The following is a 19,280-nucleotide window of genomic DNA, read 5'->3' as shown; positions in this document are numbered from 1 at the left end:
TCATGGGTAAAGTACATGTATTTGATCACCCTTTAATCCAACATAAGTTAAGCTTTATTCGAGATGTGAATACTGGTACAAAAGCATTTCGTGAATTAGTTGATGAAGTAGGCATGTTAATGGCTTATGAAGTGACACGTGATTTAGAGCTTCAAGAGGTTGAAATCGAAACACCTGTTACGAAAGCGATTGCGAAACGCTTATCAGGCAAAAAGCTCGCTTTTGTTCCAATTTTACGCGCGGGTCTTGGTATGACAACAGGTATTTTAAACCTTGTCCCTGCAGCAAGAATAGGTCATGTCGGTTTATATCGTGACCCTGAAACACTTGAAGCGATCGAATATTTTGTGAAACTACCACAAGATATTGAAGAACGCGAAATCATCGTAGTCGACCCAATGCTTGCAACGGGTGCATCAGCGATCGAAGCAATTAACTCATTGAAAAAGCGAGGCGCGAAACATATTCGCTTTATGTGTTTAATTGCCGCTCCAGAAGGCGTGGAAAAACTTCAAGCAGCACATGAAGATGTGGATATTTTTATTGCCGCATTGGATGAAAAGTTAGATGACAATGCTTATATCATCCCTGGTCTCGGCGATGCTGGAGACCGTCTATTCGGTACAAAATAATTCATACAAGGAGCGCATTGACATGAAAAGGATAGTGACGATTTTTGGTACTAGGCCTGAAGCGATTAAAATGGCACCGCTCGTTTTACAGCTCAAAAAAGATGAAGCATTAGAACCTATAGTCGTGGTCACTGCACAACACCGTGAAATGTTAGATTCTGTATTAGATACGTTTGGAATTGAACCTGATTATGATTTAAACGTGATGAAACAGGGGCAGACGTTATCAGAAGTGACATCACGCGTATTACTCGGGTTAGAAGATGTCATCAAAAAGGCACAACCAGATATGATATTGGTCCATGGAGATACGACAACAACTTTTGCAGGAAGTCTCGCTGCATTTTACAACGAGATTAGCATTGGCCACGTTGAAGCCGGGTTACGAACTTGGAATAAGTATTCTCCATTCCCAGAAGAAATGAATCGTCAAATGACCGGTATTATGGCTGATTTACATTTTGCACCGACTGAACAGGCACAAGCAAACTTATTGCAAGAAAACAAAGACCCTGAAAAGGTTGTTGTAACGGGTAACACAGCGATTGACGCTATGCATACGACTGTCGATCCACAATACCAATCAGACATCATTCAACGTCATCAAGATAAGCGTATTATCTTACTCACTGCGCACCGTCGCGAAAATATTGGTGAACCTATGCATCATATTTTTAAAGCGGCTAGACGCATTGTTGAGGAATTTGAAGATGCGGTCATCGTCTACCCAATGCATAAAAATCCTAAAGTACGTGAAATTGCTTATAAACATTTAAGTAATCATGAACGTATTGAATTAATTGAACCACTCGAAGTTGTTGATTTTCATAACTTTGCACATCAAGCGCACTTTATTTTGACAGATTCAGGTGGTGTACAAGAAGAAGCACCTTCACTCGGCAAGCCTGTGCTCGTATTAAGAGATACAACAGAGCGTCCAGAAGGCGTGGAAGCGGGGACACTCCGACTCGTCGGTACTGAAGAAGCGGATGTTTACGAAGCAACTAAAGCTTTATTAACTGATGAAGCGTTGTATGAAGCGATGAGTGTCGCACAAAATCCGTATGGTGATGGGCAAGCGTCACAACGTATTTGTGAAAATATTAAATACTTTTACGGTTTAATCGATCAAAAACCCGCTCCATTTCGAGTGGACAAGTAAAGTGACATTTTAATAGGGACGAATGTGTCAAATATGTGACAATTCAATTTATAAAAATTGACCCTTTTAATTGTGCAATTGACACACTTTTCGCCCTATATTATTATGAAAGTTGTATGTATGGAACGGCTTTCAGAATTGTGTCTTAAGGCAGAAAAGAGGCTCAATATGAATCGTTTTTATAAAATGTTTCAGCCGTTTTTAACATATTACGCTACGATTTTAGCAGGGCTATTAATCCTCTATTCTTTAGACGTGCAACAACCGATTGTACTTGGGCTCATCGTAGGGATAATAGCATCTATAGTGAATACGTGCATTTTTGAATATTATTTATGGCGGGCAAAGCGTTTCTCAGCAGAACCTATTTCAACTGGGAATGGTTGGCGCTATCTCGTCGCTATATTGGCATGTGTCATATGGGTACTATTTCAAGCGCAAATACATATACTCGGCGTGCTCATAGGATTGATGGTTTCATATGTGTTAATGGTTTTTCGTCCTTTGTTAAAGAAGGAATCGTGATTGAATTATATTTTGAAAAGAGGTGAAATCTAGAATGGATCACAAACATCCCGTGGTGACTTGGCATTTTCTCGGAGTAGATATTAATTTCAACTTATCTACTATTATGATGTTATTAGTAACAGCAGTGATAGTATTTGTTATTGCAGTCTTATGTACGCGCAACCTCCAGAAAAGACCAAAAGGCGCACAAAACTTCATCGAATGGGTTTTTGACTTTGTCCGTGGCATCATCGAAAGTAATATGGCCTGGTCAAAAGGTGGACAATTTCACTTCTTAGCCGTCACTTTAATTTTATTCATTTTTGTGGCGAATATGCTAGGGCTTCCATTGCAGTTTGTGAACGGTCATACACTATGGTGGAAGTCACCAACTGCTGATGCACATGTGACTTTGACACTCGCAACGATGATGGTCCTTTTAACCCATTACTATGGTGTTAAAATGCGAGGTCCTAAAGCTTATCTTAAAGGCTACAGTAAACCGTATTTGGCACTACTTCCTATTAATGTCTTTGAAGAGTTTGCATCGACATTGACGTTAGGTCTACGTCTGTACGGTAACATTTATGCCGGTGAGATTTTATTAGGGTTACTTTCAAAAGTGACTTTAACAGTAGCATTTGGTTTTATTATTGGTATTCCTGGATTGATTATTTGGCAAGGTTTTTCAATTTTCGTAGGCTCAATCCAAGCCTATATCTTTATCATGTTATCAATGGTGTATATGTCACATAAAGTAGCAGACAACCATTAAAATAAAAATTAAAATTTAAAAACAATTAGGAGGATTTATATAATGAATTTAATCGCAGCAGCAATCGCAATCGGTTTATCAGCATTAGGTGCAGGTATTGGTAACGGTTTAATCGTTTCTAGAACAGTTGAAGGTGTGGCACGTCAACCAGAAGCTCGTACACAATTAATGTCAATTATGTTCATCGGTATTGGTTTAGTAGAGGCACTTCCTATCATCGGTGTAGTTATCACATTCATCGTATTATTCATTTAATCGAAGCTAATCAGTTAGGAAGCATGACGTAATAAAGACATTTGTTAATTTCTTATTTTTACATATGAAAAACATTTGTCAGGGCGAGGTCTAGTACAGATTAGGCTTTCGCCATTCGTTTTTATTATTTGAACAGATGAAATGGTTGAAAGGAGTGTACATCATAGTGACTGCTAATTTATTTACCCTTGCAGCAGCAGGTGGTGGCGTGAACATTGGGGATATTATTGTAACAGTAGTAACTTTCCTCATTTTACTCGCACTACTTAGAAAGTTTGCTTGGGGACCACTTAAAAAAGTCATGGACGATCGTGAGCGTTCAATTAATCAAGACATTGATGATGCAGAACGTGCAAAATTGAATGCGCAACGTTTAGAAGAAGAAAATAGACAAAAACTTAAAGAAACACAAGATGAAGTTCATAAAATTCTTGAAGATGCCAAGTTACAAGCAAGACGTCAACAAGAAGAAATCCTTCATGAAGCAAATCAACGTGCCAATGGTATGCTTGAAACGGCACAAAGTGAAATTAAGAGTGAAAAAGAACGTGCATTAGCAGAAATTAATAATCAAGTTTCGGAACTCTCAGTACTGATTGCATCAAAAGTATTACGTAAAGAAATCTCTGAACAAGATCAAAAAGCTTTAATAGAGAAGTACGTTAAAGAGGTAGGGGATAAGTAATGGCTAACGTTGCTCAAAAATATGCCCAAGCACTGTATGATGTTACATTATCACACAATATCTTATCCGAGGTATATGATGAATTTACAGAAATCAATACAGCTGTTGAAAGTCAAATCGATTACTTAAAAGGCATCGATTATGAACCAAAAATTACAATAGCGGATAGACGTCATATTGTAGATAATGTTTTTGCAGGAACACAACCTTATTTGATGAATACGTTAAAAATTGTTGCGGGACACCGTAATTTACATTTAATACCTGCTATTTTCAAAGCATTTGAAGCGCAGTATTATCAATTCCACGGTCTGGCAGATGCTTATGTTGAATCAGCTTCAACTTTAAATGAAGATGAATTAATGCAAGTGACAAACGCATTGTTAGATCGTACAGGACTTAAAGATTTAATCATTCATTCTACTGTAAACGAAGAACTGATCGGTGGCGTACGCGTGAAAATCGGTACAAAAGTATATGACGGTAGTGTACAAAATGATTTAAATCAACTCGTTAAGAAATTTAACAGAGTACATTAATTAGATTAAATGGAGGAGTGACATAGATGGCCATAAAAGCTGAAGAAATTAGTGCATTACTTCGCTCACAAATTGAAAACTATGAGTCAGAAATGTCTGTAACGGATGTAGGTACAGTTATTCAAATTGGTGACGGTATTGCATTAGTTCACGGATTGAACGACGTTATGGCTGGTGAGTTATTAGAATTCCATAACGGCGTACTTGGACTGGCACAAAACTTAGAAGAAACAAACGTGGGTGTTGTTATTTTAGGTCCTTATGATGAAATTAAAGAAGGCGACGAAGTGAAACGTACGGGTCGTATCATGGAAGTGCCAGTAGGTGAAGAACTAATCGGTCGTGTTGTGAACTCATTAGGTCAACCTATTGATGGACAAGGCCCTTTAAATACAACAAAAACACGTCCTATCGAGAAAAAAGCAACAGGTGTTATGGCGCGTAAATCTGTTGATGAACCTTTACAAACAGGGATCAAAGCAATCGATGCCTTAGTGCCAATCGGCCGTGGTCAACGTGAGTTAATCATCGGTGACCGTCAAACAGGTAAAACAACTGTAGCGATTGATACGATTTTAAACCAAAAAGATCAAGATATGATTTGTATCTATGTCGCAATTGGTCAGAAAGAATCAACTGTTCGTGCAGCAGTTGAAAAATTACGTCAAGCGGGTGCATTAGATTACACAATCGTTGTATCTGCATCAGCAGCACAACCAGCGCCAATGTTATATATCGCGCCATATGCGGGTGTAACGATGGCAGAAGAATTTATGTTCAATGGTAAGCACGTTTTAATTGTATATGATGATTTAACAAAACAAGCTGCAGCATACCGTGAGTTATCATTATTATTACGTCGTCCACCAGGTCGTGAAGCATACCCAGGTGATGTATTCTACTTACATAGTCGTTTATTAGAGCGTGCGGCGAAATTAAATGATGATTTAGGTGGCGGTTCGATTACTGCATTACCATTTGTTGAAACACAAGCCGGGGATATCTCAGCATATGTGCCGACAAACGTAATCTCAATTACTGATGGTCAAATCTTCTTACAATCAGACTTATTCTTCTCTGGTATTCGTCCAGCGATTAATGCGGGTCTTTCAGTATCACGTGTAGGGGGATCAGCACAAATTAAAGCGATGAAGAAAGTTGCAGGGACGTTACGTTTAGACTTAGCTTCATATCGTGAACTTGAATCATTTGCGCAATTTGGTTCTGACCTTGATGAAGCAACAGCAAGCAAATTAGAACGTGGTAAACGTACGGTTGAAGTGTTAAAACAAGACCAAAACAAACCACTTCCTGTTGAACACCAAGTATTGATTATTTATGCATTAACACGTGGTTATTTAGATGACATTCCTGTTGTTGATATTACGCGTTTCGAAGCTGAAATTATCGAATGGACAAAATCTAACGCAAACGAAATCTTTACTGAAATTCGCGAAACAGGTGGCCTTCCTGCAGACGAAAAATTTGAATCAGCAATCAATGAATTCAAAAAAGGTTTTAAAGCTTCAGAAGAATAATTGAACAGATGATTAAAATAGATAAGGTGGTGAGATGGTGGCTTCATTAAAAGAAATTGATTCACGTATAAAATCGACGAAAAAGACGAAGCAGATTACGAATGCAATGAACATGGTATCAAGTTCTAAATTACGTAAAGCTGAGAAGAATGCGATGACATTTCGTCCTTATATGGAAAAAATGAAAGACGCAATTACAGCAATCGCAGGGTCGAATAGAGTTTCATCACATCCGATGTTGAACGAACGTCCTGTGAAACGTGTAGGTTATATGGTCATTACGAGCGATCGTGGACTTGCGGGTGCTTATAGCGCGAACGTGTTAAAGAAAATGATTCGTGATATCGAACAACGTCATAACAGTCCAGAAGAGTATCGTATTATCGTACTTGGACAAATCGGTGCGACATTTTTACAAAACCGTGGCTATCAACTTGAAAATACGTTAACTGACATCCCGGATCAGCCTGCATTCAAAACAATTCAGGCAATCGGAAAACGTGCCATCGATTTATACGTAGATGAACAAATTGATGAATTACACATCTACTATAGCCATTACGTAAGTGTAATCGAGAATAAGCCTAGCAGTAAAAAATTATTACCATTATCTCCAGAGGACTCTAGCTTAGGTCACGGTGCAATGGCCACTTATGAATTTGAGCCAGACAAAGATGCCATTCTGAAAATATTATTACCTCAATATATTGAGAGTTTAATTTATGGTACGATTCTTGATGCAAAAGCAAGTGAACATGCGTCACGTATGAATGCAATGAAGAATGCCTCAGATAATGCAACAGAAATGATTGACGATTTATCATTACAATATAACCGAGCGCGACAAGCAGCCATTACACAACAAATTACTGAAATTGTTGGTGGTTCAGCAGCGTTAGAATAATTTTGATTATAAGGAGGAAGAAACATGGGATTAGGCCGTGTAACTCAGGTCATGGGGCCAGTAATTGACGTGCGTTTTGAACATAACGAAATTCCAAACATTAACAACGCACTGCTTATTGATGTGTCAAGAGACGGTGAGACTGAGAGCTTAACATTAGAAGTTGCCCTTCACTTAGGCGATGATGTTGTACGCACAATCGCAATGGACTCTACTGACGGTGTTCAACGTGGTGCGGAAGTAAGAGATACAGGAGCAGCAATCAGTGTCCCTGTCGGCGATGCTACATTAGGACGCGTATTTAATGTATTAGGTGAACATATAGACTTAGAAGAGCCAATTGATGCCGCTGTACGTCGTGACCCAATTCATCGTGAAGCGCCTAAATTTGATGAACTCTCTACAGAAGTAGAAATTTTAGAAACAGGTATTAAAGTTGTTGACTTATTAGCACCATACATTAAAGGTGGTAAAATCGGTTTATTCGGTGGTGCCGGTGTAGGTAAAACTGTATTAATCCAAGAGCTGATCAATAACATCGCACAAGAACACGGTGGTATTTCAGTATTTGCCGGTGTAGGTGAACGTACACGTGAAGGTAACGACTTGTACTATGAAATGAAAGACAGTGGTGTTATTGCGAAAACTGCGATGGTATTTGGTCAAATGAACGAGCCACCAGGTGCGCGTATGCGTGTTGCACTTTCTGGTTTAACAATGGCTGAATATTTCCGTGATGAACAAGGTCAAGACGTGTTATTGTTCATTGACAACATCTTCCGTTTCACACAAGCAGGTTCTGAGGTATCGGCATTATTAGGTCGTATGCCATCAGCAGTAGGTTACCAACCAACACTTGCAACAGAAATGGGTCAACTACAAGAACGTATTACATCAACAAACAAAGGATCTGTTACGTCAATCCAAGCTGTATTCGTACCTGCCGATGACTATACTGACCCGGCACCAGCAACAGCTTTTGCTCACTTAGATGCGACAACAAACTTAGAGCGTAAATTAAGTGAAATGGGTATTTACCCAGCGGTGGATCCATTGGCTTCAACGTCACGTGCTTTAGAGCCAACAATTGTCGGACAAGAGCATTATGATGTTGCACGTCAAGTTCAATCGACGTTACAAAAATATCGAGAATTGCAAGATATTATCGCAATCTTAGGTATGGATGAGTTATCAGAAGAAGATAAGAAAACAGTTGAACGTGCGCGTCGTATTCAATTCTTCTTATCACAAAACTTCCACGTCGCTGAGCAATTTACTGGTCAAAAAGGTTCATATGTACCAGTTAAACAAACAGTTCAAGACTTTAAAGCCATTTTAGATGGTAAATATGACCACATTCCAGAAGATGCATTCCGCTTAGTGGGCGGCATTGATGATGTGATCGCTAAAGCTAAAGACATGGGTGTAGAAGTTTAATACAAATTAGGAGGCTTGGATAATGAACACATTAACCTTAGATATCGTCACTCCTAATGGTTCTGTTTATAAAGAAGACAATGTCGAAATTGTTGTCTTACAAACGACAGCAGGCGAGATGGGTGTGATGTACGGTCACATTCCGACGGTTACACCATTGCGTATTGGTCATGTGAAAGTGACTAAAGATGGCAAATCGGATTATATAGCTGTAACAGAAGGGTTTGCTGAAATTCGTCACGAAAAAGTGAACATTCTAGCTCAAGCTGCAGAGTCAGCAGATGATATTGACTTAGAGCGTGCGAAATCAGCGAAACAACGTGCAACTTTCTACCTTGAAGGCGATCGTGATGATACGGATTTAAGACGTGCTGAACGTGCATTGAAGCGCGCTGAAAATCGTATCGAAGTTGCGAAATATAAATAATCATATGCACATCAAAAAGCTCGGTATGTCCCTCGTGGCAGACCGAGCTTTTTGGCGTTATTCAAGGCGACAAGGTAACGGTCGACATTGAAGCAACCTGTAAAATTTCCTTAAACACATTTGAGTAGATGTAGACATATCGACTGACTTTGTAAATATAGTAAGACGACTCTCAAGGTGATAACGCTTACATTTCACATGCTGAAAAGTTGGCACATGCTTTGCAAAAATTCTATACAAAAACTATGAAAGCCAGTAAAATGTAAATTGCTTGTCATTAAGCATTATAATGTGAAAAATTGTGTTTCTTTAAGTTGCTTATAGTATGATTTGGGCTTTAAATCATGTAAAATTAGTAAAAGAGATTATATGTGAAGGAGCAATATCAATTAATGGATTATTTAGGACAATTTGCGATAGCACATATTATAATGCATGTTTTATGCATTTGTGTCGCCTATTGGGGATTAAACGCCGTTCGTTTAGACCAGTTTTTCAAAAAGGGATTTCCATTACAAGTACAAGTCATCATGATATTTTTGGCAATAGTGATTGGCACAAGTGTGAGTAATTTTATCATTGATTTATTACAATTTTCAACTCAGATTAAATACTTATTTTAATTGTTAAGATGTTTAAAGTGTATAAAATAAGTTAATACGTTATGGGTAGATAGACTTATTTTCAGAGCAAAAATAGAATAGAGCTGTAAGCATAGTGGAGGATTAATAAGATGGATAGAATTATTGTTAAAGGTGGAAATACACTTAAAGGTGAAGTCGGAGTAGAAGGAGCGAAAAATGCAGTTTTGCCGATTCTTACAGCGTCTTTGTTAGCAAGTGATGGTAAAAGTGAACTTGTCAACGTTCCGGCGTTAAGTGATGTGGAAACTATTAATAATGTATTGAGCGTATTAAATGCAAAAATTAAATATAACGAAAAACAACAATCAGTAACTGTTGATGCGTCGAAAGATTTAAGTGAAGAAGCGCCATATGAATATGTGAGTAAGATGAGAGCGAGTATTTTAGTTATGGGGCCGTTATTGGCGCGTTTAGGACGAGCTAAAGTCGCATTACCAGGAGGATGTGCGATTGGTTCACGTCCGATTGAACAACATTTGAAAGGATTAGAAGCGCTTGGTGCTGAAATTCATCAAGAAGCAGGATATATTTACGCAGAGGCACCTCAAGGACTAGTTGGTAATGAAATTCATTTCGACTTTCCAAGTGTCGGTGCAACACAGAACATCATGATGGCAGCTTCGTTAGCAAAAGGGCGTACAGTGATTGAAAATGTTGCGAGAGAGCCAGAAATTGTGGATTTAGCGAACTATATCAATGAAATGGGCGGCGATATCAAAGGTGCCGGTACCGATACCGTAATCATTAATGGTGTTGAATCATTAAAAGGGGTGAAGCATGCTATCATTCCTGACCGTATTGAAGCCGGTACATTGATGATCGCAGCTGCCATTACACGCGGTGATGTGCTCGTCAAAGGTGCGATTAAAGAGCACATGACAAGTCTCGTATATAAATTAGAAGAAATGGGTGTCGAATTAGATTATACAGAAGAGGGCATTCGAGTGACTGCACCGGAAAAATTACAGCCTGTCGATATTAAAACATTGCCACATCCTGGTTTCCCAACAGATATGCAGTCCCAAATGATGGCGTTACTCCTCACAGCAGAAGGGCATAAAGTGGTGACTGAAACCGTATTTGAAAACCGTTTTATGCATGTGGCGGAATTCAAACGTATGAACGCACAAATTTCAGTTGAAGGTCGTAGCGCTAAAATCGAAGGGAAAAGTGCGTTGCAAGGGGCACAAGTGAAGGCGACCGATTTACGTGCTGCCGCAGCATTAATTTTAGCTGGACTTGTAGCTGATGGTGAAACGATTGTCACTGAGTTAAAACACCTTGACCGTGGTTATGTTGACTTTCATGGCAAGCTTAAATCTTTAGGTGCCAATATTGAAAGAATTAATGACTAAATGGAGATATGGGCTACAAACATTAATGGATTCAACTAGTTTTAAATTAACTTTATTTGTTTTTATCGCAATCATGATGTTTGTAGTCGGTTTAATGACAGGCTTTATTATCAACCATGATAACGTGTTGAATACATTTAATTTAAGGTTTTGGCAACATATCATCGAAACAATTGGAGGACATCACTAATGGAAACAATCTTTAATTATAATGAAATAAAAAACATCATCCCGCACAGACAACCATTTTTATTGATTGATAAAGTGGTTGAATACGAACCAGGTCAGCGTTGTGTAGGCATTAAACAAGTCTCTGGTAATGAACCGTTTTTCCAAGGACATTTTCCAGATTATGCGGTTATGCCGGGCGTTTTAATTACTGAAGCGTTGGCTCAAACGGGTGCAGTAGCAATGTTAAATAGTGAAGAAAACAAAGGAAAGCTCGCTTTATTTGCAGGAATTGATAAATGTCGATTTAAAAAGCAAGTGGTGCCTGGCGATACTTTAGTGTTAGAAGTTGAAATTACAAAAATCAAGGGGCCGATTGGTAAAGGTACTGCAAAAGCAACTGTTGATGGTCAAATTGCATGTAGTTGTGAATTGACTTTTGCATTACAAGATCCAAACGCATAAATCAAATATAAAAAACCACCTCGTCTTCATAATGAGGTGGTTTTTTATGGGTTCTTTGTAAATCATTTTCACGATTCAATTTGAACATAGTACATGTATGTAAGTCTCATATCTTATTGTCGTTCGTCTTTAAGGCGTGGTTTAGATTTCATCATGCGATTGAACGTTGTGATGAGCTCTTGACCTTGCATGCCTTCATTGACCAATTGCTCGAGTAAATTTTCCGCATAAACTTGTCGCAATGTATAAATATGACATTCAAATACAACTGAAATGCTGCCATTTAAAGGTGTAATATGCTTAATTGTCGCATCAAATAGTGCAGGATCATTAGACGGTCGCGTAATGACAACACGAATATCTAAAAGTGTTTCTGCCTCCATGTACGCTTGCATCTGTTCTTGATGTATATCTGAAATAACGATTTCTAACACCCAACCCGTACCACTATTCTCTTTATTAATAATTACACCGTCTAGGAGTTCATATTCAGCCACGCTACTATTTTCAGAAACGATTTGAAAACGAACAGCTTTAAACGTCTTCATTGGAGCCACCTCCATATCATTTAAAAAACTTTACGAAATTTCTATGGTACTTTTCATTATAACGCAATTTTTAAAATAATTCTCGATAAGGCTTAAATATATCTCGATACATACTTTAATTTTATATGAATTTGCATTTTGCCATTTCACAATGAAACGTTTATATTACGGGTACAGGAGGTGAACAACATTAACCATTTTCAAGCAGTAGGTATCATTAACCGCCCGCCCAGTTTTTACGAAAAAGAAGAGAGTTACTTTGTTACCTTTACCGTTGCTGTCACGCGAGAGTATTTAAGTAAAAAACAAAAGCCCATCACTGATTACTTAAATTGTAAAGCGTTCGGTAACATTGCTCTTCAAATTCACGAAACGATCCAAGAGGGGATAACTGTAGCCATAAGCGGGCAAATCCAAACTAGACGTTATATTCATAATGATGAAAAACGTTATGCTACAGAATTACTCGTTTCACAAATCTCTCCAATTGGTGCAGTAACGATAGAGTCAAATACAGATGAGTTCAACGATGAATAGCAAAGCAACAAGCAAAGATTTTCCAATATTTGATCATCCCACCTATTTTTATTAACCCTTCTCAAAGTATATACTCCGATTGAAATAATTCGATTTATCTCACACCATTACTTTTATCTTCAACATATTGACTTGAGCTCTAGTGAAATTTGGTATATAACCTGCTACCTAAATTGTCTATCTATCAACCTTAAAATGAGGTGTATTGGCTATTAAATACGTGCATGTATTTAGTGGCCAATCACCACTTTTATTCTCATTAATATTTATCGAATGATTCATAAGAAATGTAAAATAATCTAATAGAGTCATTTGTTTTGTTAAATTATACATATATTTCACAATTTGTTTAGTGCTTTTACATAATTGAACTTGCGTTAGGTTTCTGATACATTAAAGGTAACTAAAAAATGAAGGACTACTAGGGGTGCCGATTTGTGGCTGAGATGAATGGATATTCAGACCCTCTGAACCTGATTTGGATGAAACCAACGTAGGGAAGTAGCACATGGACACGCATGCTTTAGTGTGTGAACAAGGCTACTTTTAACGTAGTCTTTTTTCATATTAAAGGAGAATGAAGATGCGTTTTTCTGAACAAATTAAACAAGAAGCTCAACCCATTATTGAACAAATTTATCATGATGGTTTTATACAAGGTATGCTTAACGGGGACATTGCGACAGAATCAGTTAAACATTATTTACGCGCAGACTCACGTTACTTGAATGAATTTGCTAAAATATATGCACTGCTGATCCCTAAAGTGGATACGAAAGATGAAATTCAATTTTTAACAGAACAAATTCAGTTTGCGAGTTCTGGAGAGGTAGAGGTGCATCATATTTTAGCGGACTATGTCGGTGAAGATTATCAAAGTATCATTCAACGAGGGGATTGGTATCCATCTGCCGACCATTATATTAAACATATGTATTATAACGCATATGCTTTTGACAATGTCGCTTTTACCATTGCTGCAATGGCGCCATGTCCATATGTGTACCAACGATTAGGTAAAATGGCAATTGAAAATCATCACTTTTAAGCCAATCATCCATTAAAAGGGTGGTTCGATTTTTACAATAGAGAAATGGATACTTTGTTGTCCTATATTGATCGTTGGCTTGATTCATATGCAGAAGTGAGTTCCGAAAAAGTTCAACAACAATTAAGACAAAACTTTCTACAAAGCACGGTTCATGAGCGAAACTTTTTCAATATGGCTAATCAACTTGAAAAATGGGAATTTGGAGGAGAAAAATGATGAAAAAACCAAAAATTGCGCTAACGATTGCAGGCACAGATCCAAGTGGTGGTGCAGGGGCGATGGCAGACTTGAAATCTTTCCATTCTTGTGGTGTCTATGGTATGGCTGCAGTGACAAGTATCGTGGCTCAAAATTCAATGGGTGTACAACATATTCATAATTTAGAAGCAAGTTGGTTAGAAGAACAATTAGCCAGTGTCTTTAATGATGAAATGCCACATGCGTTAAAGACAGGTATGATTCCGACACCAGAGATGATGGAAGTGATTGCGTCAAATTTGAAAAAGGTGGATATTCCATATGTGATTGACCCAGTTATGGTTGCTAAAAGTGGTGATTCTTTAATGGACCAAAAAGTGCGAAATCGTCTTAAAGAAACACTGTTACCTTATGCAGATGTAGCAACACCTAATGTTCCAGAAGCTGAAGAAATCGCTGGTGTTACAATCGATTCGGTGGAAAAAATTCATCAAGTTGGTCGCTTTTTCATTCATGATATTGGTTCAAAAGGGGTCATTATTAAAGGTGGCCATTTAGAAGGTGATGCCATCGATCACTTATTTACGCAAGAGGGTCATTACGAGTTTAAAAGTGAACGTTTTTCAACGCAACATACACACGGCACAGGATGTACATTTTCAGCCGTCATCACAGCCGAATTAGCTAAAGGAAAATCAGTTTATGACGCCGTAGCTAAAGCAAAAAAATACATCTCATTAGCGATTCAACATACACCAGAAATTGGTAAAGGTCGAGGTCCAGTGAATCACTTTGCATATGAAAAATTAAATGGGTGGGATTAACATGAATTATTTAGCAGCAGTCAGAAAGCAACAACCCCTTGTCGTTTGTTATACAAATGATGTCGTCAAAAATTTTACTGCCAATGGTTTGTTGAGTATGGGGGCAAGTCCGGCAATGAGTGAAGCACCAGAAGAAGCAGTAGATTTTTTCAAGGTAACACAAGGCTTATTAATCAATATAGGTACGTTAACCACGAGAAATAGTGAAGACATGCTTACCATTGCTAAGTCTGCGAATCAAATGGGTGTACCCATTGTTTTTGACCCTGTTGCAGTAGGCGCATCGCAATTCCGTAAAGATTTTTGTCAACGCTTTTTAGAAGAAATTGATGTGGCTGTCATTAAAGGCAATGCATCTGAAATATTGACATTAGTGGATACAGCGACGACGATGAAAGGAACAGATAGTGCTTCTGATATTGATGTGGTCAGCATTGCACAACAAGCTTACGAAAAGTATCAAACCGCGATTGTCCTCTCAGGTAAAGAGGATGTCATTGTACACGATGGTAAGGTGGTCATCTTATCAAATGGTTCTCCATTGTTGACAAAAATTACCGGAGCAGGTTGTTTATTAGGCGCGGTGGTGGCAAGTTTTCTATTAGGTGAAACAAAACCATCTATCGACCAACTCATCGAAGCCGTTTCGTACTATAACATTTCAGCAGAACAAGCTGAATTACGTGAAGGTGCAGATTTACCGGGTACATTTTTAGTCGCTTTTATCGATGCATTAAACCAAACTTTAGCTGAGTCCTATTTATTGGAGATTAAAAAGAGAGAAGTGAGTGAAAATGACATTTAATCGAAAACAATTACGTGTGTATTTTATTGCAGGTACACAAGATGTCAAACAAGGTAGCCTAGATGGTATTTTAAAAGAAGCGTTAGAAGCGGGTATTACGATGTATCAATTTCGTGAAAAAGGCTCTTCATCTTTACAAGGTGAGGAGAAAACTGCAATGGCCGTTCGTTTAAGAGACTTGTGTCGCCATTATCAAGTACCCTTCATTGTTAATGATGATGTTGATTTAGCGATTGAAATTGATGCAGATGGTATACATGTTGGCCAAGAAGATGCGAAAGTACAGTCATTTCAACATTTATTAGAAGATAAAATTATCGGCCTCAGCGTCGGAAGTTTTGAAGAATATGATCAGTCTGACCTTACCAATGTCGATTATATTGGTGTGGGCCCTGTATATGAAACAAGTTCTAAGTTGGATGCAAGTAAACCAGGTGGCATCCGTTTAATTCGACGTATGCGAGAATACGATGAAAACATTCCGATGGTCGCTATTGGTGGAATTACTGAAGAAAATGTGGCGCCACTTCTTAAAAACGGCGCTGATGGTATTGCGACGATTTCATCAATTACACACAGTACAGATATTGAAAAATCTGTGAAACGTTACTTACAATATTTTAAATAAAGTTCAATTTATGCCGGAATATGTTTCCACCGCGTCTATTTCTATGATAAAATATCATTTATGTGAATATATCATTAGAGGTGGAAAAATGAAGAACAAAGCGTTAATGACAATGCTTGCAGGTGTAGTTTTACTTCTAGCGGGTTGTGACTATAGTAAACCGAGTAATCGAGACGGATTCTTTTTCAATACGTTTGTTCAACCAATGGACAGATTGATTCACTGGTTAGGGGATCATTTAAATAATAACTATGGTTTAGCCATTATTATCATCGTATTGGTTGTACGTATCGTCTTATTACCTTTCATGTTATCAAATTACAAAAACATGCATATGATGCGTGAAAAAATGAAAATTGCGAAACCTGAAATTACAGAAGCGCAAGAAAAAGTAAAACGTGCACGTACACAAGAAGACAAAATGGCAGCGAACCAAGAAATGATGCAAGTATACAAAAAATATAACATGAATCCAATGGCAAGTATGTTAGGCTGTTTACCGCTTATACTTCAAATGCCAATCATCATGGGATTATTCTTCGTCTTAAAATATCCGTCTGGTGGCGGAATCACGAAGTACTCAGATTTCTTATGGTTCCATTTAGATAAACCGGATATTTGGATTACTATCATTGCGGGTGTCCTTTACTTCATCCAAGCCTATGTGTCAAGTTTTAATATGCCTCAAGAACAACGTCAAATGGGTTATATGATGATGATTATCTCACCAATTATGATTGTGTGGATTTCATTCAGCTCTGCGGCGGCGTTAGGTTTATATTGGTCAGTATCAGCAGCTTTCCTTGTAGTTCAAACTTATATTGCCAATGTGGTATATGGTAAAAAAGCAAAAGAAGAAGTGGCGCCATTAATTAAAAAGTTTGAAGCAGAAAAAAATGGCAACAAAACAGGTAAAAACACACAAGTTGTAAGTAAAAAGAACAAAAAGAAATAATCATATTGCACATACTTAAAGGCTGGGATGCTAAGTTCCCAGCCTTTTCCTATTCATGACCGTTTGATTTCAGTGTCCCATTCAGCAAAAAATTGTTGTAAAAAACTTTCCATAAAATCATGACGTTGTTGCGCCATGTCTTTTGCTACAGGTGTATTCATTAAATCTTTTAATTTGAGTAGCTTTTCAAAGAAGTGTTTGATTGCTGATGGTGGTACCGCGTCTATGTCTGACAGTTGATACATTTCGGTTAACCGATGTGTCCCTGTCCACATCGGTTCATTAAAGTGACCAGCAAATTGAAATGTACGTGCAATGCCAATTGCGCCGATAGCATCAAGTCTGTCAGCATCTTGGACAATTTGTGCTTCAATTGTTTTCAGTGTACCGACTTTTTTAGTTTTTCGAAAGCTCATATGGTCAATAATGTAAATAATGGCTTCTTGATCCATTACTGATACACCTTGTTCCTTAAAAAATGCAAATAATGCTTGACGGCTACTTTTGACGTCTACCAATTTGTCATCAACAGTGTCATGGAGGAGTGATGCCATTTCGATATGGTAAGGGTCAGCTGATGGATAGTGTTGTGCGATTTCAAGGGCGCGCTTTCTAACACGTAACACATGCGCGATGTCGTGTCCACTACTATCATGTTGATGTGTCTTTCTCATATATTGTTCTGCTGCTTGAATATGCTGTTGTTTCATTTTGTTAGTCATTCCTTAAGTTATAAAATAGGGGAGAGCAATTGACTGACGGACTCTTTAAATTTGATCCATAAGCTGCGTTGGGCATAGCGTTCTTTCGTCAATTCGCTACATACTTTTAAGTCTTCTTCAAAACTTTCGCGTACTTCTCTCGCTAATTTTTCATTATATACAAATGCATTCACTTCAAAATTTAAGGTAAAACTCCGATTATCCATATTTGTTGTACCTACACTCGTAATTTCATCATCAATGGTTAATGTTTTCGCGTGTAAAAAGCCGTTATCATAAAGGTAAACACGTGCGCCGGCCTCGAGTAAACTCGCGACATTTTTAAAAGTGGCCCAGTAAACGAATGGGTGATCAGGTTTCGATGGAATCATAATATTAACGTTAACGCCACCTAAAGCTGCAATTTTAAGCGCATCCATAAAAGCTTCATCAGGCACGAAGTAAGGTGTTTGAATGTAAATATCATTTTTCGCCATCGAAATCATTTTTAAATAACCATATTTGACTTGTTCCCAAAATTCGTCTGGACCACTTGAAGCAATTTGAACCCCAATATTGCCATTATGAGTCTGTTGCGGTTTTGGGAAATATTGACTACTATAGGTAATGTTGTCACGGTGCGATTGAGAGTTCCAGTCTAAAATGAAACGCAACTGAAGTGCACTGACAGCATTCCCTTGAATACGTAAATGTGTATCACGCCAATACCCAAACTTTTTAGATAAGCCGAGATATTCATTTCCGACATTAAAGCCACCTACATAGCCGATCTGACCATCAATGATCACAATTTTTCGGTGATTTCGATTGTTCATTCGTAAATTAATGAGCGGCAGTTTGGATGGGAAAAATGATTCTACATGTCCTCCTTTTTCTTTAAAGCGTTTAAAATCGCGTAATGTGAGTGCGCGCGACCCCATGTCATCATATAACATTTTGACTTCTACACCTTGTTCGAGTTTTTCTTCTAACAGTTTTAAAATACTTTTACCAAGGGTATCGTGACGGAAAATATAATATTGAATATGTACATAGCGCTCTGCATTACGAATATCTTCCTTTAAACAATCGAATTTTTCGTTACCATCTGTCAATAACTTAATTTCGTTATTGTTCGTATAAAAGGCAGCATTGTTATACAGTAACATTTGGATCATACGACTGTAGTTTTGAATATGGGGGTTATCAACTTCAAATTCTCCATTTTTAATTGCAGTAAGTTGATCATTCACGATAGAGTCTAAACCGATACGATCTTGTTTTTCAAGTTTAAAAATGGATTTTCTCTGGATTTGTCGGCCGAATAATAAATAAAGTACAAAGCCTACAAGCGGGAATAAGCCTAATACAAAAATCCATGCCCAGATGGAACTCGCACTTCTTCGTTCCATAAAAATAATGGTAAAGATGAAGATTAAATTTAATAAAAATGCACCGACTAATATGTAATTGAACAGTACATTGTGATTATAAAATATCGCATAAAAAAACTCTGGCATCACTTTTATCTCCTTTTTCG

At 37.8% G+C, this 19,280-nt stretch carries 23 protein-coding genes, 1 pseudogene and 1 riboswitch; of the genes and pseudogenes, 21 read left to right on the top strand and 3 right to left on the bottom strand.

Going from position 1 to position 19,280, the window contains the following annotated elements; all coding sequences use genetic code 11:
- Positions 1-2: 2 nt before the first annotated feature.
- From upp to fabZ, 15 genes are all read left to right on the top strand, one after another.
- Positions 3-632 carry a uracil phosphoribosyltransferase gene (upp, locus tag BJK46_RS10310; RefSeq protein WP_014613339.1) on the top strand — a complete coding sequence of 210 codons (630 nt, stop codon included), beginning with the start codon at positions 3-5 and terminating at the stop codon, positions 630-632.
- A gap of 22 nt (positions 633-654) precedes the next feature.
- Positions 655-1,794 carry a non-hydrolyzing UDP-N-acetylglucosamine 2-epimerase gene (wecB, locus tag BJK46_RS10305; protein WP_103263702.1) on the top strand — a complete coding sequence of 380 codons (1,140 nt, stop codon included), beginning with the start codon at positions 655-657 and terminating at the stop codon, positions 1,792-1,794.
- A 168-nt stretch (positions 1,795-1,962) separates the two neighbouring features.
- Positions 1,963-2,319, top strand: coding sequence for an ATP synthase subunit I (locus tag BJK46_RS10300; RefSeq protein WP_014613341.1), 357 nt, complete (start codon positions 1,963-1,965; stop codon positions 2,317-2,319).
- A 34-nt stretch (positions 2,320-2,353) separates the two neighbouring features.
- Positions 2,354-3,076 (top strand): F0F1 ATP synthase subunit A, encoded by a 723-nt coding sequence (atpB, locus tag BJK46_RS10295; protein WP_037542529.1) that lies wholly within the window; start codon positions 2,354-2,356, stop codon positions 3,074-3,076.
- A gap of 42 nt (positions 3,077-3,118) precedes the next feature.
- The gene (gene atpE, locus BJK46_RS10290) at positions 3,119-3,331 is read left to right on the top strand and encodes a F0F1 ATP synthase subunit C (protein WP_014613343.1); all 213 of its coding nucleotides are present in this window, start codon (positions 3,119-3,121) and stop codon (positions 3,329-3,331) included.
- A gap of 160 nt (positions 3,332-3,491) precedes the next feature.
- Positions 3,492-4,016 (top strand): F0F1 ATP synthase subunit B, encoded by a 525-nt coding sequence (locus BJK46_RS10285; protein WP_096534009.1) that lies wholly within the window; start codon positions 3,492-3,494, stop codon positions 4,014-4,016.
- Positions 4,016-4,555: a F0F1 ATP synthase subunit delta gene (locus tag BJK46_RS10280; RefSeq protein ID WP_037542533.1), complete on the top strand. Its 540-nt coding sequence runs from the start codon at positions 4,016-4,018 to the stop codon at positions 4,553-4,555. Before BJK46_RS10285 ends, BJK46_RS10280 begins: the two co-directional genes overlap by 1 nt.
- Positions 4,556-4,581: 26 nt before the next feature.
- Positions 4,582-6,093, top strand: coding sequence for a F0F1 ATP synthase subunit alpha (atpA, locus tag BJK46_RS10275; RefSeq protein WP_014613346.1), 1,512 nt, complete (start codon positions 4,582-4,584; stop codon positions 6,091-6,093).
- Between the two features lie 37 nt (positions 6,094-6,130).
- Entirely contained in the window at positions 6,131-6,997 is an 867-nt protein-coding gene (gene atpG / locus BJK46_RS10270; RefSeq protein ID WP_026067008.1) for an ATP synthase F1 subunit gamma, read from the top strand.
- 24 nt (positions 6,998-7,021) lie between these two features.
- A complete protein-coding gene (atpD, locus tag BJK46_RS10265) occupies positions 7,022-8,434 on the top strand; it encodes a F0F1 ATP synthase subunit beta (RefSeq protein WP_014613348.1) in 1,413 nt (470 codons plus the stop codon).
- Positions 8,435-8,456: 22 nt separating this feature from the next.
- Positions 8,457-8,861 carry a F0F1 ATP synthase subunit epsilon gene (locus BJK46_RS10260; protein WP_014613349.1) on the top strand — a complete coding sequence of 135 codons (405 nt, stop codon included), beginning with the start codon at positions 8,457-8,459 and terminating at the stop codon, positions 8,859-8,861.
- A 392-nt stretch (positions 8,862-9,253) separates the two neighbouring features.
- Positions 9,254-9,484, top strand: coding sequence for a DUF1146 family protein (locus tag BJK46_RS10255; RefSeq protein WP_014613350.1), 231 nt, complete (start codon positions 9,254-9,256; stop codon positions 9,482-9,484).
- Between the two features lie 110 nt (positions 9,485-9,594).
- Complete coding sequence (gene murA, locus BJK46_RS10250; protein WP_014613351.1) at positions 9,595-10,860, top strand: UDP-N-acetylglucosamine 1-carboxyvinyltransferase; 1,266 nt, start codon at positions 9,595-9,597, stop codon at positions 10,858-10,860.
- Positions 10,853-11,050 carry a DNA-directed RNA polymerase subunit beta gene (locus BJK46_RS10245; protein ID WP_226957593.1) on the top strand — a complete coding sequence of 66 codons (198 nt, stop codon included), beginning with the start codon at positions 10,853-10,855 and terminating at the stop codon, positions 11,048-11,050. Before murA ends, BJK46_RS10245 begins: the two co-directional genes overlap by 8 nt.
- Positions 11,050-11,493: a 3-hydroxyacyl-ACP dehydratase FabZ gene (gene fabZ / locus BJK46_RS10240; RefSeq protein ID WP_014613353.1), complete on the top strand. Its 444-nt coding sequence runs from the start codon at positions 11,050-11,052 to the stop codon at positions 11,491-11,493. The genes BJK46_RS10245 and fabZ overlap by 1 nt, the downstream gene beginning before the upstream one ends.
- Before the next feature lie 113 nt (positions 11,494-11,606).
- Here the strand turns inward: fabZ and BJK46_RS10235 are convergent, their stop codons facing one another.
- Positions 11,607-12,041, bottom strand: coding sequence for a YwpF-like family protein (locus tag BJK46_RS10235; RefSeq protein WP_014613354.1), 435 nt, complete (start codon positions 12,039-12,041; stop codon positions 11,607-11,609).
- 180 nt (positions 12,042-12,221) lie between these two features.
- Here BJK46_RS10235 and BJK46_RS10230 point away from each other — a divergent pair, with 180 nt between their 5' ends.
- From BJK46_RS10230 to yidC, 6 genes and pseudogenes are all read left to right on the top strand, one after another.
- Positions 12,222-12,578 carry a single-stranded DNA-binding protein gene (locus tag BJK46_RS10230; protein WP_014613355.1) on the top strand — a complete coding sequence of 119 codons (357 nt, stop codon included), beginning with the start codon at positions 12,222-12,224 and terminating at the stop codon, positions 12,576-12,578.
- A 413-nt stretch (positions 12,579-12,991) separates the two neighbouring features.
- Positions 12,992-13,095: riboswitch (TPP riboswitch) on the top strand.
- A 66-nt stretch (positions 13,096-13,161) separates the two neighbouring features.
- Positions 13,162-13,845, top strand: a pseudogene (gene tenA / locus BJK46_RS10225) (thiaminase II).
- Positions 13,845-14,651 (top strand): bifunctional hydroxymethylpyrimidine kinase/phosphomethylpyrimidine kinase, encoded by an 807-nt coding sequence (thiD, locus tag BJK46_RS10220; protein WP_014613357.1) that lies wholly within the window; start codon positions 13,845-13,847, stop codon positions 14,649-14,651. Before tenA ends, thiD begins: the two are co-directional and overlap by 1 nt.
- Position 14,652: 1 nt before the next feature.
- Entirely contained in the window at positions 14,653-15,456 is an 804-nt protein-coding gene (thiM, locus tag BJK46_RS10215; protein WP_014613358.1) for a hydroxyethylthiazole kinase, read from the top strand.
- Complete coding sequence (gene thiE / locus BJK46_RS10210; RefSeq protein WP_014613359.1) at positions 15,446-16,084, top strand: thiamine phosphate synthase; 639 nt, start codon at positions 15,446-15,448, stop codon at positions 16,082-16,084. Before thiM ends, thiE begins: the two co-directional genes overlap by 11 nt.
- Positions 16,085-16,172: 88 nt before the next feature.
- Complete coding sequence (gene yidC, locus BJK46_RS10205; protein WP_014613360.1) at positions 16,173-17,039, top strand: membrane protein insertase YidC; 867 nt, start codon at positions 16,173-16,175, stop codon at positions 17,037-17,039.
- Positions 17,040-17,092: 53 nt separating this feature from the next.
- On the opposite strand, the gene BJK46_RS10200 is transcribed toward yidC, so the two are convergent.
- Together BJK46_RS10200 and cls are read right to left on the bottom strand one after the other, a co-directional pair.
- Positions 17,093-17,749, bottom strand: a complete 657-nt coding sequence (locus BJK46_RS10200) for an HD domain-containing protein (RefSeq protein WP_014613361.1) — start codon at positions 17,747-17,749, stop codon at positions 17,093-17,095.
- Between the two features lie 20 nt (positions 17,750-17,769).
- Complete coding sequence (gene cls / locus BJK46_RS10195) at positions 17,770-19,260, bottom strand: cardiolipin synthase (RefSeq protein ID WP_014613362.1); 1,491 nt, start codon at positions 19,258-19,260, stop codon at positions 17,770-17,772.
- Positions 19,261-19,280: the final 20 nt, after the last annotated feature.

The sequence above is a fragment of the Staphylococcus pseudintermedius genome (assembly GCF_001792775.2).
In the GTDB taxonomy this organism is placed as follows: Bacteria; Bacillota; Bacilli; order Staphylococcales; family Staphylococcaceae; genus Staphylococcus; species Staphylococcus pseudintermedius.
This window is presented reverse-complemented; position numbering and strand designations above follow the sequence as displayed.